At 55.1% G+C, this 22,881-nt stretch carries 24 protein-coding genes; 16 read left to right on the forward strand and 8 right to left on the reverse strand.

The window, feature by feature from the left end; all coding sequences use genetic code 11:
- Nucleotides 1-16 precede the first annotated feature (16 nt).
- The 4 genes from EDC90_RS04360 to dctP all read left to right on the forward strand — a co-directional run bounded on the left by EDC90_RS04360 (nt 17) and on the right by dctP (nt 4,099).
- Entirely contained in the window at nt 17-973 is a 957-nt protein-coding gene (locus tag EDC90_RS04360) for an AraC family transcriptional regulator (RefSeq protein WP_132308944.1), read from the forward strand.
- A gap of 147 nt (nt 974-1,120) precedes the next feature.
- On the forward strand, nt 1,121-1,711 hold the full coding sequence (locus EDC90_RS04365; RefSeq protein WP_132308946.1) for a TRAP transporter small permease: 591 nt from the start codon (nt 1,121-1,123) through the stop codon (nt 1,709-1,711).
- Entirely contained in the window at nt 1,711-3,000 is a 1,290-nt protein-coding gene (locus EDC90_RS04370) for a TRAP transporter large permease (RefSeq protein WP_132308948.1), read from the forward strand. Before EDC90_RS04365 ends, EDC90_RS04370 begins: the two co-directional genes overlap by 1 nt.
- Before the next feature lie 34 nt (nt 3,001-3,034).
- Nucleotides 3,035-4,099: a TRAP transporter substrate-binding protein DctP gene (gene dctP / locus EDC90_RS04375; protein ID WP_132308950.1), complete on the forward strand. Its 1,065-nt coding sequence runs from the start codon at nt 3,035-3,037 to the stop codon at nt 4,097-4,099.
- A gap of 134 nt (nt 4,100-4,233) precedes the next feature.
- Here the strand turns inward: dctP and pyk are convergent, their stop codons facing one another.
- A complete protein-coding gene (gene pyk / locus EDC90_RS04380; protein WP_132308952.1) occupies nt 4,234-5,673 on the reverse strand; it encodes a pyruvate kinase in 1,440 nt (479 codons plus the stop codon).
- Entirely contained in the window at nt 5,673-6,110 is a 438-nt protein-coding gene (locus EDC90_RS04385; protein ID WP_132309102.1) for a DUF1036 domain-containing protein, read from the reverse strand. Before EDC90_RS04385 ends, pyk begins: the two co-directional genes overlap by 1 nt.
- Nucleotides 6,111-6,360: 250 nt before the next feature.
- Here EDC90_RS04385 and EDC90_RS04390 point away from each other — a divergent pair, with 250 nt between their 5' ends.
- The 3 genes from EDC90_RS04390 to EDC90_RS04400 all read left to right on the forward strand — a co-directional run bounded on the left by EDC90_RS04390 (nt 6,361) and on the right by EDC90_RS04400 (nt 7,824).
- Nucleotides 6,361-7,140 carry an N-formylglutamate amidohydrolase gene (locus tag EDC90_RS04390; protein ID WP_132308954.1) on the forward strand — a complete coding sequence of 260 codons (780 nt, stop codon included), beginning with the start codon at nt 6,361-6,363 and terminating at the stop codon, nt 7,138-7,140.
- A 24-nt stretch (nt 7,141-7,164) separates the two neighbouring features.
- On the forward strand, nt 7,165-7,470 hold the full coding sequence (locus EDC90_RS04395; protein WP_132308956.1) for a DUF1244 domain-containing protein: 306 nt from the start codon (nt 7,165-7,167) through the stop codon (nt 7,468-7,470).
- A gap of 87 nt (nt 7,471-7,557) precedes the next feature.
- On the forward strand, nt 7,558-7,824 hold the full coding sequence (locus EDC90_RS04400) for a DUF2312 domain-containing protein (RefSeq protein WP_132308958.1): 267 nt from the start codon (nt 7,558-7,560) through the stop codon (nt 7,822-7,824).
- 10 nt (nt 7,825-7,834) lie between these two features.
- Here the strand turns inward: EDC90_RS04400 and EDC90_RS04405 are convergent, their stop codons facing one another.
- Nucleotides 7,835-8,593: a sulfite exporter TauE/SafE family protein gene (locus EDC90_RS04405; protein ID WP_132308960.1), complete on the reverse strand. Its 759-nt coding sequence runs from the start codon at nt 8,591-8,593 to the stop codon at nt 7,835-7,837.
- A gap of 141 nt (nt 8,594-8,734) precedes the next feature.
- On the opposite strand from EDC90_RS04405, the gene EDC90_RS04410 reads away from it, so the two are divergent.
- The 7 genes from EDC90_RS04410 to EDC90_RS04440 all read left to right on the forward strand — a co-directional run bounded on the left by EDC90_RS04410 (nt 8,735) and on the right by EDC90_RS04440 (nt 16,130).
- On the forward strand, nt 8,735-9,388 hold the full coding sequence (locus tag EDC90_RS04410) for a thiamine phosphate synthase (RefSeq protein ID WP_132308962.1): 654 nt from the start codon (nt 8,735-8,737) through the stop codon (nt 9,386-9,388).
- Between the two features lie 8 nt (nt 9,389-9,396).
- Nucleotides 9,397-10,497, forward strand: coding sequence for a tetratricopeptide repeat protein (locus tag EDC90_RS04415; RefSeq protein WP_132308964.1), 1,101 nt, complete (start codon nt 9,397-9,399; stop codon nt 10,495-10,497).
- 5 nt (nt 10,498-10,502) lie between these two features.
- Nucleotides 10,503-11,726, forward strand: a complete 1,224-nt coding sequence (locus EDC90_RS04420; protein ID WP_207903842.1) for a diguanylate cyclase — start codon at nt 10,503-10,505, stop codon at nt 11,724-11,726.
- A gap of 96 nt (nt 11,727-11,822) precedes the next feature.
- Nucleotides 11,823-12,620: an inositol monophosphatase family protein gene (locus EDC90_RS04425; RefSeq protein ID WP_132308968.1), complete on the forward strand. Its 798-nt coding sequence runs from the start codon at nt 11,823-11,825 to the stop codon at nt 12,618-12,620.
- 204 nt (nt 12,621-12,824) lie between these two features.
- Complete coding sequence (locus tag EDC90_RS04430; protein WP_132308970.1) at nt 12,825-13,853, forward strand: flagellar motor protein MotA; 1,029 nt, start codon at nt 12,825-12,827, stop codon at nt 13,851-13,853.
- Between the two features lie 2 nt (nt 13,854-13,855).
- Nucleotides 13,856-14,887, forward strand: a complete 1,032-nt coding sequence (locus EDC90_RS04435) for a peptidoglycan -binding protein (protein ID WP_132308972.1) — start codon at nt 13,856-13,858, stop codon at nt 14,885-14,887.
- A 334-nt stretch (nt 14,888-15,221) separates the two neighbouring features.
- The gene (locus EDC90_RS04440) at nt 15,222-16,130 is read left to right on the forward strand and encodes a DMT family transporter (protein ID WP_132308974.1); all 909 of its coding nucleotides are present in this window, start codon (nt 15,222-15,224) and stop codon (nt 16,128-16,130) included.
- Here the strand turns inward: EDC90_RS04440 and EDC90_RS04445 are convergent.
- On the reverse strand, nt 16,127-17,653 hold the full coding sequence (locus EDC90_RS04445) for a cryptochrome/photolyase family protein (protein ID WP_132308976.1): 1,527 nt from the start codon (nt 17,651-17,653) through the stop codon (nt 16,127-16,129). The genes EDC90_RS04440 and EDC90_RS04445 overlap by 4 nt on opposite strands.
- A gap of 73 nt (nt 17,654-17,726) precedes the next feature.
- Complete coding sequence (locus EDC90_RS04450) at nt 17,727-19,529, reverse strand: ABC transporter transmembrane domain-containing protein (RefSeq protein ID WP_132308978.1); 1,803 nt, start codon at nt 19,527-19,529, stop codon at nt 17,727-17,729.
- Between the two features lie 195 nt (nt 19,530-19,724).
- Here EDC90_RS04450 and rpmE point away from each other — a divergent pair, with 195 nt between their 5' ends.
- Entirely contained in the window at nt 19,725-19,946 is a 222-nt protein-coding gene (rpmE, locus tag EDC90_RS04455) for a 50S ribosomal protein L31 (protein WP_132308980.1), read from the forward strand.
- A gap of 303 nt (nt 19,947-20,249) precedes the next feature.
- On the opposite strand, the gene EDC90_RS04460 is transcribed toward rpmE, so the two are convergent.
- The 3 genes from EDC90_RS04460 to EDC90_RS04470 form a co-directional block, all read right to left on the reverse strand.
- A complete protein-coding gene (locus EDC90_RS04460; RefSeq protein WP_132308982.1) occupies nt 20,250-20,771 on the reverse strand; it encodes a DUF1465 family protein in 522 nt (173 codons plus the stop codon).
- A 277-nt stretch (nt 20,772-21,048) separates the two neighbouring features.
- Nucleotides 21,049-21,237, reverse strand: a complete 189-nt coding sequence (locus EDC90_RS20820; RefSeq protein ID WP_165972732.1) for a DUF1192 domain-containing protein — start codon at nt 21,235-21,237, stop codon at nt 21,049-21,051.
- 1 nt (nt 21,238) lies between these two features.
- Nucleotides 21,239-22,525 carry an MFS transporter gene (locus EDC90_RS04470; protein ID WP_132308985.1) on the reverse strand — a complete coding sequence of 429 codons (1,287 nt, stop codon included), beginning with the start codon at nt 22,523-22,525 and terminating at the stop codon, nt 21,239-21,241.
- A gap of 194 nt (nt 22,526-22,719) precedes the next feature.
- On the opposite strand from EDC90_RS04470, the gene EDC90_RS20825 reads away from it, so the two are divergent.
- A complete protein-coding gene (locus EDC90_RS20825; protein ID WP_165972733.1) occupies nt 22,720-22,875 on the forward strand; it encodes a hypothetical protein in 156 nt (51 codons plus the stop codon).
- Nucleotides 22,876-22,881: the final 6 nt, after the last annotated feature.

Raw genomic sequence — 22,881 nt, forward strand, 5'->3', positions numbered from 1 at the left:
GAGGGATTGTGCTTTTATGGGTAATTCTGTGCTACGTGATCTGCGGGCTCGCGCGCCTATCGGTCGTTTGATTTCCCTGCCGCGGGGACATCAGGATCTCCACGCCATGCCCGTCAGCGCAGGATATGAAGTTCGCACCGATCCGAAATACAGCTGGGATGGAAGGCGCCGCGGCCGCAGTCCGTTTTCGGTTATCCAGTACACGGTCGCCGGTGGCGGCAATTTGCGTTTTGAAAACCGATCGTTCCGGCTTCACCCCGGTGAAACAATGCTGACCTGCATTCCGCATAATCACCGCTACTGGGTGGAAGAGGGTGGATTGTGGGAGTTTTTCTGGATTTCACTCAACGGCGAGGAGGCGATGCGTATTCAGCAGGCCATTCTTGAGACATCCGGCCCGGTTTTGAAGCTCAAGCCGGAAACGGTGGATGAAATGGCGTTATGCGTCAACGAGCTTTTGTCGACGCAGGCTGAAACGCCTGCACGTGCTTCGATGATCGCTTATAAGGTGGCGATGCTGCTTTACGACGATGTCTTCGGAACGCGCGCCATACCGCCGGTGGAAAGCCGGGCAATGCAGCGTGTCATCCATTTTATTGATGAGCATCTGGAAGACGCTTTGCCAGTCGAGCGACTGGCTGAGGTTTCTGGCTTTTCACGAGCGCATTTCTCAAGGCTTTTTGCACAGTCAGAGGGGATGCCGCCCGCCGAATATGTGCTTTTGCGCCGGCTGCGTTTTTCCACGCGGCTGCTGTCCGGCAGCGACCATACGATCAAGGAGGTCGCAGGCATGGCGGGTTTTTCCGATCCGAATTACTTTGCAAAGGTTTTTCGCCGCTATTTTCGCATCACCCCGACGGAATTCCGGCAGATCGGCCTGGCCGCCAGCATTATGAGTCTGAATGACGACCCACCGGACGATGATGTCATGCGCCTTGATCAGGAATATGTTCCTGAAAGTCCGGGGCATTGACAGGATTTCGCACCATGGATTGGCCGAACCGGCATGAATGGGAGGAAAAAAACTCTTGCGGACTTTCCCCCATACCGGAAAAACGCTAGGCAATTGCCGATCTGCCGCAGGGCTTTGTCTCTGTGCTGGCTTTGAATAGGTCACCATATGGGTTTGTTACTGGCTGCGGCCGCTTGTCTCTCGTTTATCAATCGGCCTCTTCTGGCTCTGGGGCGCTGGCTTGCCGCGACTCTGATGGGGCTGATGGTGGTCGTGATTCTGATTCAGGTGTTTTTTCGCTATGGTCTGAACAACGCACTGCCATGGACCGAAGAGCTGGCGCGTTTCATGATGTTGTGGATGGTGAGCCTGATGGCGCCGACCGCATTTCGCCATGGTGGCCTGATCAGCATTGAGACTCTTCGATGCCTTCTGCCGAAGACTGTGGCCTCGCTTTTAAACGTTGTCCTGCTTCTGGTTTCAGCCGTGGTGCTGTGGTGGGGCATCGGAATCGGCTGGAGCGAAGTGTCCGGCATTGGCGGGCGTTTTGCGATGCCTGCTCTCAAGGTTCCGACTGCGATCGATCTTTCAGTCTGGATGAAAGTGCCGCGCGCGGCGATGATGGCGTCGCTGGCAACCGGTGTTACCCTGATGTTTTTGGTCAATTGCGAATTGTTGCTGCGGCTTCTCGCTGAGCTTTTCGGCGCTGGTACAAGGTTGAAGCCTCTGAAGCCTGTCGCCGGGCTGGAGACCGAGTAATGCTGAGCCTGTTTCTTCCGCTTTTTCTCGTCTTCCTGTTTCTCGGTCTGCCGATCCTGTTTGCGTTGATCGCAGCGCCCGCACTGCTGCTCTGGTTCAACGGGCAGGAGCGCGATATCGTGCTTTTATATCGCAATATTTATAATGGCATGGATAGCTTTCCACTGATGGCTGTGCCGTTCTTCATGCTGGCAGGCGAACTGATGAACCGCGCCGGAATTACCGAGCGGCTGGTGGAGTTCTCGCAGGCCATTATCGGTCATTTTCGCGCTGGTCTCGCTCATGTCAACGTGTTCTCATCAATGCTCTTCGCCGGGCTTTCAGGGTCTGCTGTCGCTGATGTTTCGGCCCTTGGCGCGATGATGATACCCGCCATGGAAAAGCAGGGTTATTCTCGCCGTTTTGCAGCTGCCATTACGGCGGCCTCGGCCATTATCGGGCCGATTATCCCACCATCCGGCATCATGATCATTTACGCCTATGTGATGGGCGAAAGCGTTGCAGCCCTGTTTCTGGCAGGCATCGTGCCCGGTGTTCTGATTGGCGTGTCGCTCATGGTCCTGGTAAGGCTTATGGCAGACCGCGAAGGCTTGCCGCTTGCAACGCCCAGATCTGACTGGAAAACCCGACGGCAGGCCAGCCTCAGGGCTTTCTGGCCGCTTTTGACACCGGTGATCATACTGGGTGGTATTCTTGGCGGTGTATTCACACCCACAGAAGCGTCGGCCATTGCGGTTGGCTACGCCTTCTTTATCGGTTTTTTCGTGCTGCGTACGCTCAGCGTACGCGATGTACCCGCGATCCTGACACGGGCGGCGCTGTCTTCGTCGGTGGTGCTACTGCTGGTGGGCGCCGCCATGGCGTTCAAAACAGTGGCTTCTCTGGCGCACACGCCGGAAATGCTGGCAGGTTTCATGCTCGGGCTCACGGATAATCCGCTGCTTTTGCTGCTATTGATCAATGTTTTGCTGCTGGTTGTCGGTATGTTTCTGGATGCAGGACCGGCGATTATTATCCTTGGGCCAATTCTCGGGCCGATCTTTCTGGATATGGGAGTCGATCCGGTGCATTTTGCCATCATCATGGCGGTGAACCTGACTGTTGGCCTGCTAACGCCGCCAATGGGCCTGGTTCTGTTTGTGACATCGTCGGTTTCAAGGCTTTCGGTTGAAAGTGTCGCCCGCGCCGTTCTGCCATTTCTGGCGGTCGAAGTGGCGGTTATTTTCCTGATCACCTATGTTCCGGCTATCAGCCTGACTTTGCCGCGCATGTTCGGCTTTCTGAATTGAATAATAGAACGACGGATCCAAGGGAGGATATTTTATGGTGAAAACGTTTTTGAAGACAGCGCTTCTGGCCGGTGCACTGGCACTGTCTGGCGCGCAATTCGTCACTGCTGCTGACACCACATTGAGGGCGACGGCCAATTCCAATGAGAACGACGAAGATTATGATGGTCTGGTCGTCTTCAAGAATTACGTCGAGAATGCATCAAATGGTGCGATTGCTGTGGATATCTTCATGGGGACGCAGATCTGCGCGACCGGTGAAGAGTGCCTGCAAGGCATAGCAGACGGCTCAATCGATATTTACATGTCCACCTCCGGCGGTGCGGCTGGTCTTTTTCCATACCTCCAGATCCTTGATCTGCCTTATCTGATGGATGATGACCGGGTGGCCGAAGAAGTGCTGAGTGGTCCGTTTACAACGGAACTGCGCGATCTGGCGCTTGCCGACAGCGGCGATACGATCCGTTTGATGACGATTGGAAATACGGGCGGCTGGCGTAACTTCGCCAACACCGAGCACACCATCAAGACGCCTGACGATATGGACGGTATGAAGCTGCGAACCGTGCCTGCTGAGCTTCCGCAGGAGTTGGTGAAGTCGCTTGGAGCATCGCCAACACCGATCGCCTGGCCGGAGCTTTTTACATCGCTTCAAACGGGCGTGGTTCAGGGCACGGCCAACGGCATCACAGATATCATGAACATGAAATTTCCCGATGCCGGGCTAAAATACATCACGCTTGACCGTCACTCATACATGGCAGCCTTCTGGTGGATGTCAAATGCGCGTTTTGAAGGTCTGACAGACGCACAGAAAAAGGTCGTGGTGGATGGTTTTTATGCCTTGCAGCAGGCGACTTTCGCCAGCCCGAAGCGCAAGGAAATTGCCGCTTATGAGGCGTTTCTCAAAGATGGTGGTGAAATCTATGTGCCAACCGAAGCGGAAAAGGAGAAATTCAGGGCAGCGGTTGAGCCGGTATTTGAATGGTTCCAGCAGTCGGTTCCCGGTGGCGAAGACATCTTTGCAAGCTTTACCGCAGCCGTGGAAACGGCCGAAAACAGTGTAAACGCTGAACGTGCCGACGAAATGGGCCAGTAGGGCCTGTGACTTCAGACTGACCGGCTATGTGCCGTTAATAGTTCAGACAAAAAGAAACCCGCCATCGTGGCGGGTTTCTTTGTTTTGGATAGCGGCGGCAAACGCACAAGGCGCATGTCGCCGGGATATTGAGCTTAAACGCCGGAACGACCGTCCATTCCGATATAAGCGATGCGCAGCATGTTCGTCGCGCCCGGCGTACCAAGCGGAACACCGGCAGATATGATGATCCGATCGCCCGGCTTGCCGTAGTCTTCATCAACGACAATCCGGCAGGCACCATCCACCATGCTGTCGAGATCGGTCGGTTCATCGGCAACCACGCAATGCAGCCCCCAGACAACCGAGAGACGGCGTGCTGTTTTGACAACCGGCGACAGGGCAATGATCGGAACATTCGGCCGTTCACGCGCGGCACGAAGGCCGGTTGTGCCGGAAGCGGTGTAGCAAACCAGCGCGGAAAGCTTCAGCGTTTCAGCGATTTCGCGTGATGCCAGGGAGATCGCGTCGGCGCCGGTTGCCTCCGGCTGCGGGCGCTGCGCGTGCAGGATGTTGGGATAAAGGTGCTCGTGCTCGATCGTGCGGGCGACAGAAGCCATCGTTTTAACAGCTTCGACCGGATACTGACCGGCGGCCGATTCAGCAGACAGCATCACAGCATCCGCACCTTCGAAAACAGCTGTTGCAACGTCGGAAACTTCTGCGCGGGTGGGAACCGGCGAAGTAATCATCGATTCCAGCATCTGCGTGGCGACGACCACGGGTTTGCCGGCAGCGCGGCAGGCACGGATCAGCTTTTTCTGCAGACCGGGAACGGTTTCCAGCGGCATTTCAACGCCAAGGTCACCACGGGCAACCATCAGCGCATCACTCATTTCGATGATCTCATCGATGCGCTCGATAGCCTGCGGCTTCTCGATCTTCGACATCAGGCCAACCTGACCGCGCGCGATCTTGCGGACTTCAGCCAGATCGTCGGGGCGCTGCACAAAGGACAGCGCAATCCAGTCGGCATCGCCGGTTTCCAGAACGGCGTCGAGGTCGGCGCGGTCCTTCTCGGTCAGAGCGCCAACGCCAAGCAGCGTATCGGGCAGGGAAACGCCCTTGCGGTCGGAAATGGTTGTACCTGCGATCACGGTGCATTCGATGCTCTTGCCATCGCATTTTTCGGCACGAAGCTGCAGCTTGCCATCATCGATCAGCAGACGGTGCCCGGGCTGAACGGACTGAAGGATCTCCGGATGTGGCAGATAAACGCGCTTTTCGTTGCCCGGTTCTTCGTTGTCGTCGAGGGTAAAGGTCTGGCCGATTTCAAGTTCGACCTTGCCATCCATGAATTTGCCGACGCGCAGTTTTGGGCCCTGAAGGTCGCAAAGGATACCAATGGGCCGGCCACAGCGTGCCTCGACATTGCGGATACGCTTGATCAGCGTGCGCATCAGGTCGTGGCTGGCATGGCTCATATTGATACGGAAGAGGTCGGCGCCTGCTTCGTGGAGTGCCTGGATCTGCTCTTCTTCGGACGAGGCGGGACCAAGTGTGGCGAGAATTTTTACTTTTCTATAACGTCTCATCAGTTCTGACTCTCTTGGGTGCTGGGCTTGTCCGAGAGCTGGACCGTCCAGCTTTCTTCCCGCCCTGTGTCGTATTCGCTAAAACCCATCTGCTGATAACCGCGGGCAAAGCAGTCATCGACGCCGACGATTTTGAACTCGTCTTCAGCTACACACATATTGGTATAACCGGTCCAGCGTCCGTTCCCGGAGGCATCTTCGGCGTAGAGGTAGTAATAGCGTGATTCTAAGGGGCCGGAGACGACCGTTGCGCAGGTCGTGGCCGGAAGTTGCCACCACCCTTCAGATATCCATCCGTCATCATCACGATATCCGACGGCGACGCCGACCAGATTGGCCGTATCGTTGCAAACGCGGAACTCCGCATGGGCCTGTCGTGGTGAAGCAAAGCCCGCCATCATAACCGCGCCGAATACAACAAAAGCTCCGGCCGTCATGGTGCGGATGCCTTTAAGGGTTTTCGTGCGGCGATTTGTGGCGGTCAGGAATCGATCTGTCTTCAATGGCATAGGTGTCTTTATCTTGGTTTGCATTGACACCTGGGAGTGTGTCAGCGCGCGCAATTGATTGTAAAGCCCCTTATTATGTGGCCCTGTTCTGGGCGAGTATATGGCATGAATGTGGCTTGCCGAATATGCCGACTCCATGTCATCACCTGCATTATCGTTAATTCTGCGACGGATATCCATGCCGAACGTCAACGCTTTTGAGATAATAGACGGAAAATATGACACTGGTATAGTCCTTCTGGGTGATCACGCCATGGCTCATGTGCCTGAAAAATATGGCGAACTCGGGCTGGACGCCAGTGTTTTCCACCGTCACATAGCCTATGATATCGGAATTGAAAAGCTGACGCGTGCTTTAGCGGCAAGGCTTCAGTGTCCGGCTGTCATGTCAACTTTCTCACGGCTTCTGATTGATCCGAACCGTGGCGAAGACGATCCGACATTGATCATGAAGATTTCTGACGGTCAGATCATCCCAGCCAATCATCCGCTCACGGCGGCAGAAAGGCAAAGCCGGATCGATCTTTTTCATCGTCCCTATCATGATGCCATTGACGGTGTCATCGCCCGTGCGACAGCTGCAGCGGGAAAGCCGCCACTCGTTCTGTCTCTTCACTCTTTCACACCTGACTGGAAGGGATTCAGGCGCCCATGGCATGCCGGTGTGCTCTGGGATGGCGATCCGCGTGCGGTGCGTCCTTTGATCGCGGCTCTGTCTACGCTGGAAGGTGTCGTTGTCGGAGAGAATGAGCCCTACACCGGCGCGCTGAAAGGCGATACGATGAACCGGCATTGTATGACTGAGGGAATCGCGCATGCACTGCTGGAGGTGCGGCAGGATCTGATTGCCGATGATCGGGGTGTGAAACGCTGGGCGGACCTTATCGAACCTATTTTTGCCACCTTGAATGCGGAAGAGAGCGTTCATGAAATAAGGCATTTTCCTTCACGGGTATGAAACACAACGATCAGGGATAATTTCATGAGCGCATTGACGGAAGAAGAGCAGCGCGATCTGGAGGCTGCGGCGTTCAGGCGTCTTGTATCGCATCTGCGTGAACGTACGGATGTTCAGAACATCGATATGATGAATCTTGCCGGTTTTTGCCGCAATTGTCTTTCCAACTGGTATCGCGATGCTGCCGAAGAGCGTGACATCAACCTCTCGAAAGACGAATCGCGCCGGGCCATTTACGGGATGGACTACAGCGAATGGAAAGCGCGCTATCAAAGAGAGGCCAGTGCGGACCAACGTGCCCAATTTGAAGTGAACAAACCACGCGATTAAGATTTAGAACCTGAACCTGTCTTGACCTTTGCCGCACTTCGCGGCAGGCAGGAGCACCTTAAATTTCCGTTTGAACAGGAGATCATTATGTCTGACGCACAAGGCGTTGCGCGCGATCAGCTGCGCTCGTTCATCGAGCGGGTCGAGCGTCTCGAAGAAGAGAAGAAAACCATCGCTGATGACATCAAGGATGTCTACGGCGAGGCGAAGGCGACCGGTTTCGACACCAAGGCCCTTAGAAAGATCGTTGCTCTTCGCAAGAAAGACGAGCAGGAGCGCATGGAAGAGGAAGCGATCCTCGATACCTATATGATTGCGCTTGGCATGCTGCGTGCTCCGGAAGACGAAGAGTAAGACGCAACGATCAAAGACCGTCAACCATCAGCTTCAGTCCGGCCAGAAACGCCATGGCGTACATGAACGGGTAGAATACATCCATGCGCATGCGTTTGATTACAAGTGCGCCGATGACAGTGGAGACGACGGCAAATGGCAGAAGGCTTGCCGAAGCAATCAGGTTCGGCGCCTTCAGCTCTCCCAGTTGATAATAGGGAAACAGCTTGATGAAGTTGATGATCGCGAAGAAGCGCACACTGGCACCGGTGTATGAGCGCGGATCAAGCTTCAGCGGTAGGGTATAGATCTGGTAGGGCGGTCCGCCTGAATGCGATATGAAACTGGTATATCCCGCCACCGCTCCCCAGACCGTGCCGGCAACAGGTCGCTGACCGGCCGGCGGTTTTTCCCGCTTGTCGCCGGGTCGCAGCATGTCAAAGAAATATTTGCCCGCAAAGATTACAGTGACGCCGCCGACAAGCAATCGTGTCAGGTCGAAGGGGACTGTCGAGAACGTGTACCAGCCAAGGGCAGTGCCGATGAGTGCACCGGGCATCAGATAGAGAAGCGTTGGCCAGTGCGTGTTATGCCGCCAGGAGAACAGCGCCACCACGTCCATAACGACAAGGATCGGCAAAAGAATTGCCGCTGCGGTTGCCGGATCGACAACAAAGGTCATGATTGGTACGCCGAGCAGCGCCAGCGCACCGCCCATTCCGCCCTTTGTAAGGCCGACAAGAACGACGGCAGGGACGGCAGCAGCATAGAAGGTAAGGTCTGGAAGCATCAGGTTTCAGGCTTGATAAATTGATGAAATGCGTTGCCCCGGAACTTCGATCAACGCATATGTTGAAAGTCCGATCTAACGGATTTATCGGGAAATGGCGAGGCCGCCGTTTCGCGCGCCATAAAAAGGGAGGCTATCAAAATGGAATCCGAACAGGAACGCTGCCGTCTGGTTCTGGTCGTGCCGAAGATCGAAGACGCAAAGGCGCAGGAAAAGCTTTTGGGTGATGCTCTTCGCGGTGGCGATGTGGCTTCCGTGATACTTCCTCAGTATGACGAGGCGTTTGATGCATTTCAGGCGCGGGCCGAGCGGATTGTCCCGTTGATCCAGAATTACGATGCAGCGGCGCTGATTGCCGGTGACACGCGTGTGGTCGGACGCGTGAAGGCTGATGGCATACATATCGAAGGTGGCGCACCGGAGATTGCCGAAGCGGTTGAACGTTTTGCACCGCGCATGATTGTTGGTGGCGGCAACGCAAAAGAGCGACATCAGGCGCTGGAAATCGGCGAGGCCAATCCTGATTATATCTTCTTCGGTCTGCTGGATGGTGATACGCACGCCAATACACATCCCAAAAACCTTGAGCTTGGCGAATGGTGGGCGTCTATGGTCGAGATTCCCTGTATTGTGATGGGGGGGAGTGAACCGGCAAGTGCTGTTGAAGTGGCACACACCTGGGCCGAGTTCGTTGCTTTAGGACGTGCGGTTTTCGAAGCGCCAGGCGGGCCGGCGGCGATGGTCGCCCAGATCAATGCTGCGCTTGACGAAAAAGCGCCACGGTTTGAGTATTGATAGGGCTTATGTTTTCTTTATTCCGCACTATCTGGCTGTGTTCGTTCGCAACTGTTTCCCTTGCGGCATCCGGTGCCGTTGCACAGAGCCAGATGCCGATGATGGTGCCTGGAAACATGATGGTGCAGGGCGGCGATATATCAAAAGGGAGCCGCCTTATTCCGCCTGAAAATGATGATGCAGGAGGCGAAGCGGGCAATGACGGCTTCGGGCTTCATCTTTATGACCGAATGGATGCCGATCTTCCCGAACTGCCGCCTGAAAAGCCCTACAACGGTCCGATTGACCTGGCTTATGGTCTTTATCAGCGTGGTTATTTCGAAAGCGCTTATCAGGCTGCACTGGTGCGCGCGCACAAGGGCGATCCGGCTGCTGAAACCCTGATAGCGGAGATGATCGAGCGGGAGTTTATCTCTCAAAAACGTGCTGGCAAGCCGATGGAGTGGTACCGCATGGCGGCTGACAGCGGAAGGGCGTGGGCTGTCAATCGCTATGGTATGGCACTTCTCTCCTCAGATGATGAAGAAGATGTTGCAGAAGGCCGCAAGCTGATCAAACAAGCGGCTGAGGCCGGAAATGCGACGGCTCAGTATAACTATGGAAATCTTCTGATACAGGAAAATCCGGGACAAGAAGGGCTCAGGCGGGCCTTGCCCTGGTTTGAGAAAGCCGCCGTGGCCGCCGTTCCTGATGCTGAATACGCCCTGTCGCAGATTTATCCGGCACTCGATGGTGCGACGGAACAGGATCAGCGCGAGGCGCTGTTCTGGCTTGAGCGCGCCGCTGAGGACGAGCATGTTACAGCCCAGCTTGAACTCGCCCTCAAGTTGATTAACGGTGATGGCGTTCCCACGGATCTCGGAGCGGGGTTTGACTGGATGCATCGTGCAGCCTTGAAGGGAAACCCCGCAGCGGCGAGCAAGCTGGCTTATCTTTATAAAAACGGGATCGGGACACCCGTCGATGAGATTGCCGCGGCAACTTTTTACCTGAAAGCCAGGCAGGCAGGCCTGGATACGCCGGAAATGGAAACCTTTCTTCAGACCCTTTCTCCCGATGAGCTTGCAAAGGCGCGAATGCGGGCGCAGGCAATCGTCGTCCAGTTTTAAGCCTATTGCTTTTTAACTGTTCATATTTCTACGTTAAGTATATTCTGAAAACAATCTTGGGACTTCAGAACACTTCTGAAATCGGGGGTGCGTTTCGGAGGTACACAACGTTGCTGCAGTTCAGCTTCATCGGGCAGCTTGTCGCCAGTCTCGGTCTGGGGGCTCTTGTTGTTATCGGCTATGGCATCGTCCTGCGCCGTCTGGGCGGCAAACGCAGCGCCTTGTATGCGAGCGCTATCATTTTTTCATTTGGCGCACTGGCGGCCATGGTTAACCCGATCGAGCTTCAACCGGGAATTGTTTTTGATGCACGCGCTGTATTTATCGCGCTTGCTGCCCCGTTTGGAGGCTCGTTAGCCGGGGTGGCGGCTGGCATGAGTGCCGCTGCTTTTCGGTACTGGGGCGGTGGCGACGGAGCCGTCGCCGGGATGACCGGCATAGTGATTAGCACTTTAGCAGGCCTCATCTTTTGTTGGCTGAGCCTTAAGCGGCAGACTGTCAAAAGCCTCCTGATGTTGGGGCTTATGACAGATATCATGGTGTTTTCTGTTTTTGTTCTTGGTTTTGAGGTGGCCGGTCCACTGTTCCAAAACGTAGCCCTACCCTTATCCCTCATCAATATCGGTGGCGTTGTCATGTTGGGTTATGTCCTCGAAGCCACGCGGCAAGCCGATGACCATCTTCGACTTGTCGAGTTTGAGGCGGAGCGTGATCCGCTCACGAATTTGTGGAACCGGCGTGCTCTGGCCGAGTTGGGCGTGCGAATGGCCGCGCCTGACAATACTGAGCCCAAACAAGGATGTATCATCCTTTTCGATATCGATCATTTCAAGGCGATCAATGACCGCTTCGGCCATCCGCGCGGCGATCTGGTGCTCTTGGCTGTTGCGCGGGTGATATCGACCCGTGTCCGGCGGTCGGATATGGTTGTCCGCTACGGTGGCGAAGAGATTGCTGTCATTCTTTTAGGCTCGCCGGTTGAAGCTGCCTGCCGTGTTGCCGAGCAGGTTCGTCATTTAGTCGAAGAAGAGCGGTTCGAACATGAGGGGCATTCTTTCGGGGTGACCGTGAGTGCTGGTCTTACAGCCTTTGATACGATGCAGATGCCTTTAAGCCATGCTCTGGATCTGGCGGATCGTGCCTTATACAAAGCTAAAAATGCCGGTCGGAACCGTGTGCATTTCGAGACTGTCCAGACTAAAGAGCCGATTGCCGCGTCCAACTCTTGAATTTCCTTGTGTTATGTGGTCTTGAACCGGCAACAGATGTGTTTTGTCTTTGCCGCGTTTATAGCGCGCGGCCCGTCCTAAGGAAGTATTCGTCTCATGGCCCGTTCCGCCCTTCTTAACGTCATGGTACAGGCTGCGCTCAAAGCCGGGCGTTCGCTTACGCGTGATTTCGGTGAAGTGCAGAACTTGCAGGTTTCCATCAAGGGACCCGGCGATTTCGTGTCGCAGGCTGATCTGAAGGCCGAAAAGATCGTGCGCTCTGAACTGATGCGTGCCCGCCCGACCTATGGTTTTCTTGGCGAAGAAGGTGGCGAGGAAGAAGGCTCAGACGGTCAGCATCGCTGGATTGTCGATCCGCTGGATGGAACGACCAATTTCCTGCACGGTATACCGCAATTCGCGGTTTCCATTGCGCTTGAGCGAAATGGAGAGATTGTTGCCGGTGTCATTTTCAATCCTGTTCAGGATGAGCTTTTTGTCGCTGAAAAGGGCGGCGGCGCGTTTTGCAATGATCGCCGTATTCGTGTTTCAGCGCGCCGTAATCTTTCCGATTGTGTCGTTGGCTGCGGCGTGCCGCATCTCGGGCGCGGTCAGCATGGCAAGTTTCTGGTCGAACTGCGTCATGTGATGGGGGAGGTCGCAGGCATCCGGAGGATGGGCGCTGCCTCTCTTGATCTTGCCTATGTGGCGGCCGGTCGCCTTGATGGCTACTGGGAAGACAGCCTTTCAGCCTGGGATATGGCAGCGGGCCTGATTCTGGTTCGCGAAGCCGGTGGTTTCGTGTCGGATACCAAGGGCGGGCAGCAGATGCTGGATACCGGCAGCGTGATCGCCGGCAATGAAATGATACGCATCGCGCTCTTCGATCAGCTGCAGCGCCGCCTTGAGAAATAATCGCGCTCAGCCATGAAGCCTTTTTGGCTTTTCGGCACTGCACCCTTCATTTCGTCCGCTTTTTCGATTAGAGCTTGCGGGGCCGGTTGAACAACCGGCCCTGATTTGTCGTGTCGATTCTCCACCGGGCTGAAGGCGGTCTGACGTCTCGCTCAAAGTTTGGGAACGGCAGACAAGTGCCAGATGCGCGGAGGTTGTGACAGAATGTCAGATATCGAACTCGAAAATGGTGATCGGCGCGAACCGTCCAAGCGCGGTTATGCGCAGAAGCTGTCGAGCCCGATGACGTTCATATGGACGATGGTGATCTTCCTGATCCTGATCGGGTTTTGCGTGGCGATCCTCTACCGGCAGGCTCACGACGCATTCATGACCAATCCGGGGCTGAACGGTCTCATACTTGGCGTATTGCTGATCGGTATCCTGATGGTCTTCAGTCAGGTCTTTGCCTTGCGCAGAGAAGTGAGCTGGCTGAATTCCTATCGCGCTGCCGGAAGTGCGGATCGGGTTGGCCGGGATCCGAAATTGCTGGCTCCGTTGCGTGCGTTGATCGGCAGCCGGCAGACCATGGCTCTTTCCACGGCCTCTTTGCGTTCCATTCTCGATTCCATCGGGACGCGGCTCGATGAACAACGGGATACCTCGCGTTATCTTGTCGGTCTGCTTGTTTTCCTTGGGCTTCTGGGCACATTCTGGGGACTTCTTGGAACGATTGGCTCGATTGGCGATATCATTCAGAATCTCGATCCGAATTCAGGCGATAGCGGCGATGTGCTGAACGCGCTGAAACAGGGGCTTTCCGGCCCGCTGGCGGGTATGGGAACTGCGTTTTCGTCATCACTTCTCGGGCTTTCCGGCTCGCTCGTTCTCGGATTTCTGGATCTGCAGGCGGGCCGTGCGCAAAACCGTTTCTATATGGAACTGGAAAACTGGCTGTCATCGATGACCGATGTCTCTTCCGATCTTGCGCCCGCGCTTGAAGGTGTTGCCAGCGGCTCCAGCGAACAGTTTGAAATCATCGCGCAGGAGCTGCGCCGCATCGTTGAGGCCAATGGAACCGCCAAAGGCGATGTCACGGCGATGGCCCAGCTTGCTGAGGGCATTCAAGGTGTTGTGAAAAATATGCGCAACGAGCAGCAGATGCTGCGCGACTGGATCGAGGCGCAGCACGAAGAGTCGCAGGAAATGCGTCGTACGCTCCAGCGACTGACCGATAAGCTTGAAGGGCGCTGACCATGGCGCTTGGCCGAAACCGCCGATCAAACCGCAATGTTGATTACTGGCCTGGCTTTGTCGATGCGCTTTCGACACTGCTTCTGGCCATCATGTTCCTGCTGACGGTTTTCGTGATCGGGCAGTTTATCCTGACGCGGGAAATTTCGGGCAAGGACGAGGTGTTAAATCGCCTCAACAGTCAGATTGCGGAGCTGACGCAGCTTCTGGCTCTGGAGCGGAGTAACAGTCAGGACGCCAATGATCAGATTGCCGCTTTGCAGGCATCTCTGGCCTCTGCTGTCGCTGAAAAATCGCGCTTGCAGCAGCTTCTTGATGAAGGGGCAGGTGCAAGCGATGCAGCAGAAGCGCGCATCGGTGAATTGTCCGAAGATCTGGAGGCTGAACGCCAGCTTTCGGCCCGTGCCCAAAGCCAGATTGCGCTGCTGAACCAGCAGATTTCTGCTCTGCGGGCGCAGCTTGCAGCCGTCGAAGAGGCATTGGAAGTTTCGGAAGCAAAAGACAAAGCTTCGCAGGCGCGCATCGCGGATCTTGGTCGTCGCCTCAATGTAGCTCTTGCGCAGAAAGTGCAGGAGCTAAACCGCTATCGTTCCGATTTCTTCGGGCGCCTGCGACAGATCCTGTCTGACCGTGAGAATATCCGCATTGTCGGAGACCGTTTCGTTTTCCAGTCGGAGGTTCTCTTCCCATCCGGTTCTGATGAACTGAATACAGCCGGACGAGAAGAACTGTCCAAACTGGCCAGTGCGCTTCTGGAGATCGCACCTGAGATCCCCGATGATATCAACTGGGTGTTGAGGGTCGATGGTCATACCGATGATGTGCCGATCCGCGCCGGTGGTCAGTTTGCCGATAACTGGGAGCTTTCGACAGCGCGTGCGAATTCGGTTGTGCGTTACCTGATTTCTCAGGGTGTACCGGCGAAACGGCTGGTGGCTGCCGGGTTTGCTGAATATCAGCCGATTGCCGAAGGCAATTCACCCGAGGCGCGTGCGCAGAATCGTCGGATTGAGTTCAAGCTGACTGAGCGATAGAGCGCTTTGCAAAAAAGTTGGTCCGCCAAAAAACTGCGTTTACTTGGCGGGCTATGGAAATGCGGTGTTTCCTTTTGTGGTCGGCAATAGGGCTTTGCCTGAAAGTCTGACCGTTTGCAGAAAAAACGGACGGAAATTGTCCGCATTCGGTGTTCGTCCGTTCGTCGGGGCTTGCCGCGGGCAAGTGTTTTTTCTATTTTCCAATCTCCGCAAGGGTGGAGCGCGTCTCGTGCTGCCGCCGCGTTTCGTCCAAGAAGCGCTGTTCTTCCTGACAAGCGGACGAGGGCACCTCCAGGAAGCATTCAGAACAATAGTATCTGCTTCGGAGAGGGACATGACCTTCGATACACAATCGATCGGGGCCCGATTACGCCCGGATTCGCGTATGATCGCGCTTTTTCTCATGATTGGCGGCGTCACTGCCTTTACGCTGGTTGACACGATCACCAAGGAGCTGACCCAACGTCATGACCCTGTCATGCTGGTCTTTCTGCAATCCGGCATAGCGGCTTTGATGATCCTTCCTGTTGCTGTGCGCCAGGGGGGCGAGGGCTTTCGTATCCGCGATCCGCGCCTGCTGGTTTTGCGGGCGATCCTTGGCGTGATGGTCAGCTGGCTGATCTTCACATCTCTGTCCCTGCTTCCCTTTACAGTGGCTGCCTCTCTGTTTCAGCTCGAGACCTTTTTTGTCGTGCCGCTGGCCATTTTATTTCTGAAAGAGAAAGCCGACTGGCGCCGCTGGATGGCTGTCGGTCTTGGGCTTTCGGGGGCTTTGCTGATTCTGCGTCCCGGCGGTGAGACTTTCCAGCTGGCCGGGCTTTTGGCGATCTGTGCGGCGCTGGCACTTGCCTCAAAGAATATCGTTCTGAAAATTCTGGCGATGAATGAACGCGTCGTGCCGGCACTTTTCTGGATGTATGCATTGATGGCCGCTATCGCCTTTATACCGGCGCTGTTTCGCTGGACCACGCTCTCATGGTTTGATTTCGGTCTGCTGGTCGTGTCTGCAACATTGGTCAATGCGAGCAACTTCTTCATGATCAAGGCGTTTTCCATGGCTGATGCCGTGGTGCTGACACCGGCCCTGCATACGGCATTGCCAATCGCGGTGATGATCGGTCTGTTTGTTTTCGGCGAATGGCCACAGCCAATTGTCTGGGCCGGAATTGCACTGATTTTTCTCGCAACTTTCATGCCTACAGGCACGAAGAAGCCGATTGAAGAGCCTGAAGACGTTATCTAGATCCCGATTTCCCTGAAGAAGCGCTTTGTATCGTCGCGAATTGCGTCGCGCTTCTGGTCACCCATTCGGTCGAGGGTTTTCATCATCATGCCGACGCGGTGATTGGATTCCAGTTTCTCGCGATTGCGCATAATGAAGTCCCAGTACAGATAGTTGAACGGGCAGGCTTTCGGCCCGTTCTTTACCGTCACCTTGTAGCTGCACTGACTGCAATAGTCGGACATTTTGTTGATATAGCTGCCTCCGGCAGCATAGGGTTTGCTGGCCAGATATCCACCATCGGCATAGAGGATCATGCCGGTCACATTGGGCATCTCAACCCACTCATAGGCATCGGCATAGACCAGCAAATACCATTCGTTCACCTCATCGGGGTGAATGCCGGCCAAAAGAGCGAAATTGCCAAGAACCATCAGCCGCTGAATATGGTGGGCGTAGGCATTCTGTTTTGTTTCCAGAACGCACTGCCGCAGACAGTTGAGTTTTGTCTCGCCGGTCCAGTAGAAAGCAGGCAGCCTGCGGTCCGCCTCCAGGTAGTTGGCATGGGCATAGTCCGGCATATTGAGCCAGTAAACACCCCGAACATATTCCCTCCAGCCTAAGATCTGGCGAATGAAGCCTTCTGCGGCATTCAGCGGCGTCTGGCCGTCGTGATAAGCCTGTTCTGCTGCGGCGATACATTCTTTCGGGTTCAGCAGGCCGCAATTGAGGTAGAAGCTGATTTTCGCGTGGAACATGACGGGCTCGCCCTGAACCATGGCGTCCTGAAAATCGCCGAATAGCGGGAGCTTGTCTGAAATAAAACGCCTTAGAACAGTGAGTGCCTGTTTACGCGTCACCGCCAGGTCGAAAGGTTCCAGATCTCCGAAATGAGCTGAGAAACGGTTGGCAACCAGATCAAGAACCTCACGGGTGATTGCATCTGGTTCAAAACCCTCGGCCTCAGGAACAGAAAGGTCTTCCTTTGGCGGTTTGCGGTTTTCGCTATCATAATTCCAGGCGCCGCCTTCGGGATGATCGCCATCCATGAGGATATGGTATTTCCTGCGCATCTCGCGATAGAAATACTCCATCCTCAGGCTCTTGCGGCCCTCCGCCCATTTGTGAAAGTGATCAATGCTGCACAGAAAACGAGTATCATCGACGATTTCGATCGGTATGCTGCTATCCGCGGCGAAGGCTTCCAGATCTTTCAGAACGCGATATTCGCCCGGATGGGTGACGATAACCCGGTCCGGATTATGCTGCGCAATAGCGTTTCCCAGCGCGCTGGTAAAAGACGTGTGGCTTTTCTCATCATCAAGGTGAAGATAGTCGACCTTGAAGTTCTTGTCGCGAAGCTCGGCTGCGAAGTGTCGCATGGCCGAAAACAGGAAAGCGATCTTCTTTTTATGATGCTTCACATAGATCGCTTCATCATGCACCTCGCACATGAAGACCACATCTTCCTGCCGGTCCACGCCTTCAAGACTTGAAATCGAGTGCGAAAGCTGGTCGCCGAGGATGAAGCGCAGTGTTTTCATCAAAATGTCCGTTATGATCTGCCTGAGTGATGTTCTCCTTATTTAGGGCGGCATTTTGCCTTGACGACAGAGATTATCCGGAAAGCTCTTCGGGTGTGGTCTCTGTATTGAACTGAAGCCGGGCGAGGCGGGCATAAAGACCATTGTGCGCCACAAGAGAATCATGCGTGCCTTCTTCTACGATGACACCTTCGTCCATCACGATCAGCCGGTCGGCAGACAAGACGGTTGCCAGCCGGTGGGCTATCACAAGCGTCGTCCGTCCTTGCATCAATTGCCCCAGAGCCTGCTGAACCAGTGTTTCGCTTTCGGCATCGAGCGCAGAAGTTGCTTCATCGAGCAGCAATATCGGCGCGTCCCGCAAAATCGCGCGGGCAATGGCAATGCGCTGGCGCTGACCGCCTGAAAGTGTGATGCCGCGCTCGCCTGCGAGCGTGTCATAACCATGCTCCAGCTTCTCGATAAAGCCATCGGCCTGTGCCGCAATTGCTGCTGCCCTGACATCTTCGCGTGAAGCGCCCGGACGCCCAATGGCGATATTGTCATGAATGCTCGCGGCGAATATCGCCACATCCTGCGGTACAATTGCAAAGCGCTGGCGCACGGCCTGAGGATCAGCTTCGCGAAGATCAATACCGTCAAGCCGGATCCCACCTTCTACCGGGTCATAAAAGCGCAAGAGCAGCGCAAACAGCGTGCTTTTGCCCGCACCCGAGGGACCGACAATGGCCACCGTTTCTCCGCTTTTGACCGAAAGCGAGATGCCATTGAGTGCGCCTGCTTTTGCCCCGCTGGTAGGATAGCAAAACGCAAGACGGTCGATGTCGATGCGCCCGGCGGCGGGCTGGGGAAGCGCCTTGGGGGTTGCAGGCGCCGTTATGATTTCCGGTTCGCTCAAAAGCTCGCTCAGACGTTCAGCAGCGCCTGCGGCCAGAGACAATTCGCCCCAAACCTCTGAAAGCTGGCCAAGCGCGCCGGCTGCCAGCACCGAGTAGAGCAGGAACTGGCCAAGCGTACCGCCGGTCATCGTGCCCGCGAGAACACTCTGCGCGCCGACCCAAAGGATCGCCGTCACGCTGCAGAACACGAGCGTGATCGCGATCGCCGTCAAGGTGGCGCGTGCGCGGGTGGCTGATCTGCTGGCGGCAAACGCATCGTCAATGCTGTTTGTATATTGACGGCTTGCCATGGCTTCGCCGTTAAATGCCTGCAGAGCCCGTGTGGCGCCGATGGCTTCACTTGCAAAGGCGGAGGCATCGGCAAGCGAATCCTGCGCTATGCGGGAGCGTCCGCGCACCTTACGGCCGAAGGCGATCAGCGGCAGTACGATGACGGGAATGGCGAAAATCACCATAACTGAAAGCCAGGGCGCGGTATAAATCATCATGATCAGGGCCCCTAGGCCCATGATCAGATTTCTCAGCGCGATAGAGGCGGAAGCGCCGAAGGCGGACTTGATCTGCACTGTATCCGCTGTCAGCCGCGAGACGATTTCGCCAGACTGGTTGACGTCAAAAAAAGCAGGCGAAAGCCGGACGATATGAGAAAACACGTCGCGGCGCAGATCGGCAACAAGTCTCTCCCCCAGAACCATGACGAAATAGTAGCGCATGGCACTGGCTACACCGAGCGCCAGTGCCATCAGGCCCAGCATCATAAAGTAGTTATTGACCAGCGCTGCGTTATCCGCACTGAAACCGTGGTCGATAACGCGTCTGACCGCAACAGGCAGCGCCAGCGTTACCAGCGAGGCCATCAGCAGAAAGAAAAGCGCGCCGCTGACAAGGCCGCGATAGGTTTTCAGATAAGGCAGAAGCCTGGAGAGCGGCTGGAGCTGTTTTGCCCGGCCGTTACTTGATTTCGCATTCCGGCTCAAAGGATTGTCCTTATGTGTCAACAAGCCGTCATAATGGCCGTGGCGGCTCTTGTTATTCGTTTCTCGTTCCTGTATAGCGACCGCAACCAGTCGGAAAGCCGTGGCCTCGTTGTCAGGTGTCACGGCTTTGTTTATTCAATCGGTCCAGCCGGCGCAATGGTGCCAAGCGCGGACGAAGCTTGCAGGAAGAATGTTATGAAGGCTGATATTCATCCCGATTATCACACAATCAAGGTCGTCATGACGGACGGCACCGAATATGAAACCCGCTCCACCTGGGGCAAAGAGGGCGATGTCATGAACCTCGATATCGACCCGACCTCTCATCCGGCATGGACCGGTGGTCAGCAGAACCTGCTGGACCGTGGCGGTCGCGTTTCGAAGTTCAACAAGCGCTTCGGTGGTCTCGGCATCTGATTTTTCAGAAGCAATCAGAATATCAAAAACCCGGCCTTTGCGCCGGGTTTTTTGTTGCGTCGATTTCTGACGGGAATAGGGCAGGGCGGTCTGAAAGTGCCGAAATAAGCTGTCGCGGAGTGTAGACGAAAAAGTGGAAGCCGGTTTTCGCCACCCCGGGGCATCAGAAAGTGGAACCTTGAGCGTCGGGTGATGCTTGCTCGTCGGATGATGCGTTTAAGGCTGATGAACCCCACGATACGGACCTGAGCGCATCAGGCGGTCATCTGCAGATAAATAACATCATTCGAAAAAAGAAAGGCTTCAGCGGCGCCCGAAGGCTGTCTGCAAAAGGTCGATCTGCGCGATCACCTGATTTTCATTGGCACTTTCGCAGGTGTCTCCCTCAGCACTTTCCTGCATGAGGTTGTCATCCAGAATCCGGATCCGGGACTCAAGTCGCTGTGAGGCCTCCACAAGCTCCTGAAAGCCCTCAGGCAGATCAGACCAGCCAGCCGTATTGCGGTTGATTCCACCCTCGTTCAGACGAAGCTTGCGACGTTCCTGCAGAACCTGCTCGCGGGTCATCTCGCCGGTGTTCAGCGAGCGCTGAAGCAGAAGCCAGGAAGCCAGCTGCATCAGTCTTGTTGTCAGGCGGATCGACTCAGCAGAGTAAAGCGAGGCAGCATGGGACGGAAGGGTCTTGGCCGCCTTGCGCCCCTGTCCGTCGAGATAGGCAGCAGTGGTTTCAACCAGGTTCATGCCTTCTGCATAAAGTGCATCGAATTGCGGCGAATTGGCTGCGTGGCCTGCAAAGTTGATTGTTTTGGCCCCGATTTGTGACATTTCTTTACCCTTGCGCCTGCACGCTGACTTTCAAGTTCTGGAATTTGTGAACACTTAAACCTGTAGTGCAAATCCGCAAGTTGTTTCTTAACAGAAGGTTAATACCCACTACCAATCGCATTCAACCGCGAAAAAAAAGCCGCTCCAAAAAGCGGCTGATAAATTAAGGGTGATGATCGGAATTAAGACAGAGATCCCGACTCCGCTAAACGGATAACAATATAACAACTTAGAAAGGTTAATTTTTTGTTAACGCTGAATAGCGTGATGTATAAGTCTACTTCTTGAACAGACTCTCTGCTGCTTTTAGTCCTGCGCCTTTTTTAGTGATCGCTTTTTCTATGCGTTCGATCTCTGTGCGCAGGTCGTTCACAAGCTCCTCAAGAGCCTCGACAGAGTGTTCCTCAAGATCCGCGCCGATAATGTACTGGTTCTTCGGCGGCTTCTTTTGTTCATCGTCTTCCATGTCAGGCCTCCTCTTTTCTGGTTGCGGAATCGGCTTCTGTGTAAGCTGGTGTTTCCGGTGCAGCGTTTCTAAACTGCATGCCTTCAGGCGTTGAAACCGGTGTTGCCGCATCGGGCATTGCAGCGAACGCCTCTTTCTCGGCAACGGGGACAGCTGCACGGACACGCGAGCGGATAATGGAATAGCCGAGAATGAGAATATGGGCGCTGGCTGTTACGAGGAACAAGGCGTAAGGGCCGAAAGCGGTCATAACCGGACCGCCGACCGTTGGGCCGATGATTGTACCGATGCCGAACAAAAACAGCAGGCCACTTGAGATTTTCACATAGTCTTCCGGATTGGCGAAGTCGTTGGCGTGTGAGGCGATGATTGGGTAGAGCACGTTTGCCGCCGCGCCATAGATGGCAATGAGGATGATCAAAGTCATCGCACCGGGGTGAAACAGAATAATCAGAGTAGCGGCAAAGGCCGCAAAACCGGCCAGAACCGCGATAACGAGACGGCGGTCGACCATGTCGGAAAGCTTGCCAAACGGCACCTGAGCCAGCGCCCCGGCCAGAATTGCAGAGGTCATCAGAAATGCGATCTGGCTATCGGGCAAACCGGCACGGGCACCGAAAACTGCACCCAGCGTACCGAAAGCGCCGTTGGCAATGCCGGTCAGAAGAACACCGAGGCAGGCAACCGGAGAGTTGCGGTAGAGCAGCTTGAGGTCGATCTTTACGGCCTGCAGCGGTCGCGGTGATGCCGCGTTGGAAACAGTCGTCGGCAGCATGGCGACGCAGTAGAGAATGCCTGCCACCATGAAGAGGTAAGGCGTGTTGGTATTACCGAAGCCAACGACGAGCTGTCCGCCGACAACGCCGAAAAGCGTGATGCCGGTATATGACGTAAAGACAACGCCGCGGGAAGCGTTGTCAACGCGCTCATTCAGCCAGCTTTCGATGATCATCTGCGTCCCCGCCATGGCAAAGCCCGTTGCAGCGCGTAAGATGATCCAGGCATATTCGTCGATGAAGATACCTGTCGTAAGCGCGACGATACAGATGATCGCGATGAAGCCCGAAAACGCGCGGACATGGCCGATGCGCATGATCAATTTCGGTGCAAAGATGCAGCCAAGCACGAAGCCGGACGCCCATGACGTACCGATCAAGCCCAGCGCGGTGTCGCTATAGCCCTCAGCAGCACCTCTGACAGGAAGCAGAAGCCCGTGGAGACCGTTTCCAAGAAACAGAAATAATGTGCCGAGAAGCAGCGCGAAAACCGGAAAAAGATTACGTTTCATCAACAGGCCTTGGTCACTGAAATTACTATGAAGGATAAAGGCTCAATGCTGTATCTTAGACCTTGTTCCAAAAAATGCGCCTGTTTTTTTAAAAGAAAACAGTGCGTCGGCCTATTTGGTATTGTCCCGTGACGCGCAGCGTCGATCCATGTAAGAGAGAGAGCCGGGTGAAACCGGGAACAAGAGGGGACATCATGACAAAGCTGATTGCGGTTCTGCTGATCGCTGCCATGGTCGTACATATCATCAAGCCGCTCGGATTGCCCGGCCTGAAAAAACGGATGGATTTCTGGAAGATCATCGTGGTTGCATTTGTGCTGACCGGGCTGATCGCGGTTTTAAGGCCCTGATCATCA

Origin of the sequence: Martelella mediterranea (assembly GCF_004342225.1) — a bacterium.
GTDB lineage: Bacteria > Pseudomonadota > Alphaproteobacteria > Rhizobiales > Rhizobiaceae > Martelella > Martelella mediterranea_B.